The 1,897-nt window shown below is 57.2% G+C and carries 3 protein-coding genes and 1 pseudogene; 3 read left to right on the forward strand and 1 reads right to left on the reverse strand.

Going from position 1 to position 1,897, the window contains the following annotated elements; genetic code table 11:
- Window positions 1–446: Dyp-type peroxidase (locus EOA22_RS31920; protein ID WP_127390519.1), on the forward strand; the 446-nt coding region annotated here is incomplete at its 5' end.
- 35 nt (window positions 447–481) lie between these two features.
- Here EOA22_RS31920 and EOA22_RS31925 read toward each other — a convergent pair.
- Window positions 482–681: pseudogene (locus tag EOA22_RS31925) on the reverse strand (ornithine cyclodeaminase); the annotation flags it as partial.
- On the opposite strand from EOA22_RS31925, the gene EOA22_RS38285 reads away from it, so the two are divergent.
- Window positions 626–781: a hypothetical protein gene (locus EOA22_RS38285; RefSeq protein WP_206521388.1), complete on the forward strand. Its 156-nt coding sequence runs from the start codon at window positions 626–628 to the stop codon at window positions 779–781. The pseudogene EOA22_RS31925 and the gene EOA22_RS38285 sit on opposite strands and share 56 nt — an antisense overlap.
- A 40-nt stretch (window positions 782–821) precedes the next feature.
- Window positions 822–1,298: an Lrp/AsnC family transcriptional regulator gene (locus tag EOA22_RS31930; RefSeq protein ID WP_082826771.1), complete on the forward strand. Its 477-nt coding sequence runs from the start codon at window positions 822–824 to the stop codon at window positions 1,296–1,298.
- Window positions 1,299–1,897: the final 599 nt, after the last annotated feature.

A 1,897-nucleotide genomic window follows, 5' to 3' on the forward strand; every position in this document is an offset into this window, starting at 1 on the left:
GCTATGTGATAGTGCAAAAGTACCTGCATGATCTGAAAGCATGGAACGGGCTCCCAATCGAGGAGCAAGAGGGAATTGTTGGCAGGAAAAAACTCACCGATGTCGAGCTGGACGATGCCGTAAAGCCGACCTCCGCCCACAATGCGCTGACCACAATCATCGAGAACGGAGAGCAGTTGGAGATCGTCCGCGACAACATGCCATTCGGCGACGTGGGCAAGGGCGAGTTCGGCACTTATTTCATCGGCTACGCCCGTTCGCCGCGCAGAATCGAGCAGATGCTCGAGAACATGTTCATTGGCCGCCCGCCAGGCAACTACGATCGGTTGCTGGACTTCAGCCGTGCAGTCACCGGCAATTTGTTCTTCGTACCGTCGGCGACATTCCTGGAAAAGGTTGCGACGGGGGAAGCCATGTCGACCGCTGGTCTGGGCCCGTCGGGTTGACCTGTTCGGAGTCGCCGTCAAATAGGTTCCCACCAAATATCGATCACCCCGTCATGGGAATGGCTTGCCACGCGCGGTGTCTTGTCGAAGACCTCCCAGCGGCGAAAATCCCTCTCAATGGCGTCGGTCAGCTCGAACAGCATCGTCTCGATCCCGATGTGTGGATGAGGCGCATCATGTTGTCGACGCTGACGAAGGGCACCATGGCCTTTGCGGACGGAAGGGGGCTCGGCATGCTCGGTCTCCTGCGGGCTATCTGGACGTTTGCAGCCAGCGTACGGCCAAGCCATACTGATCAAAATCTCAACATCGCCCTGCAAATTGCGCAAGGATAGCAAATATGCACAATGAAATTGTCAAATCGGTCAATATTCGATGATCGGCAGCGACATCGCAAAATATGCCCCCGATGCGCTCGACCGTGCAATCATCGCCCATCTGAGGGTAGACGGACGCGCCTCGCTGGCAAAACTTGCCGAAGCCGTCGGCGTCGCGAGAGGCACGATCCAGAACAGGCTCGACCGGCTTCTGGCAACGGGAACCCTCACGGGCTTCACGGTCCGCGTGCGGGAGGACTACGACGACAACGCAGTCCATGCCGTCATGATGATTGAGCTCGTCGGCAAATCGACGACACAGGTGAACCGCAAACTGCGCGGTCTTCCCGAGGTGCGCGCCTTGCATACGACGAACGGCAACTGGAGTGTCGAGTGGCGGGTGGTCGGGCCGCAAGGGGTCTGGCGTCATAGGCTAACCTCCAGTTGCGGCGATCCTGTCGTAGGCGGGGCGGCATCGCAAGAGAATTGGCTCTGCTGCGCACAGCCTGTAAGCCAGCGTGCAATTTTGATCTAATGCAGATTTGCTGGAGTGGCGGTCGTTTCCAATTCGCCGACCTAGTTGTCGACCGCGATCATCACGTCGGATGCCTTAACCGCAGCACAGGTTCCAGGCCGACTTCGAGGCCAGTTCGTCGTCCGCCTGATGAACGGCGGGTATCAGAATAGTGCCGTTCGCTCGCGAACGACGGGGGATGGAGTCGTGAGCTGACAAGAGAAACTTTGCCCGAGGACGCGTGTCAGCGAGCGTACGGTGCATCTAACCCGGTATCCAAGATCGAGCAGCTGCAAGATACAGCACATACCGAGGAAGCCGGAACCTCCCGTAACCAGCACTTGTTGGGATTGCGTAGGACGTTTCAGAGGTCTGATCATCGGCATCTGAAGTTGCGGGATTTCCATCGCAGTTTGAGCACTGATTCGATAGCCGACCACGCCCTTTCCCGATAGCTTGGTCCTCTCCCCGGAAAAGCACAATCTCATACAGCTGGAAGACATTCTGCCCGACGACTATGCAGTGTGGGTCAAACCACGCCAAAGTTCGGCTTGAAAATCGACGGCGGGCGGAACCGATCTTAAGTCGATGAATAGGTCAAACCCTCGTTTTTCGAATAG

Source organism: Mesorhizobium sp. M7A.F.Ca.US.014.04.1.1 (assembly GCF_003998745.1).
Lineage (GTDB): Bacteria > Pseudomonadota > Alphaproteobacteria > Rhizobiales > Rhizobiaceae > Mesorhizobium > Mesorhizobium ciceri.

What these genes read in the sequence shown, in the direction of transcription:
- EOA22_RS31930 (WP_082826771.1), top strand. Translation starts at nt 822, where the DNA reads ATGATCGGCAGCGACATCGCAAAATATGCCCCCGATGCGCTCGACCGT.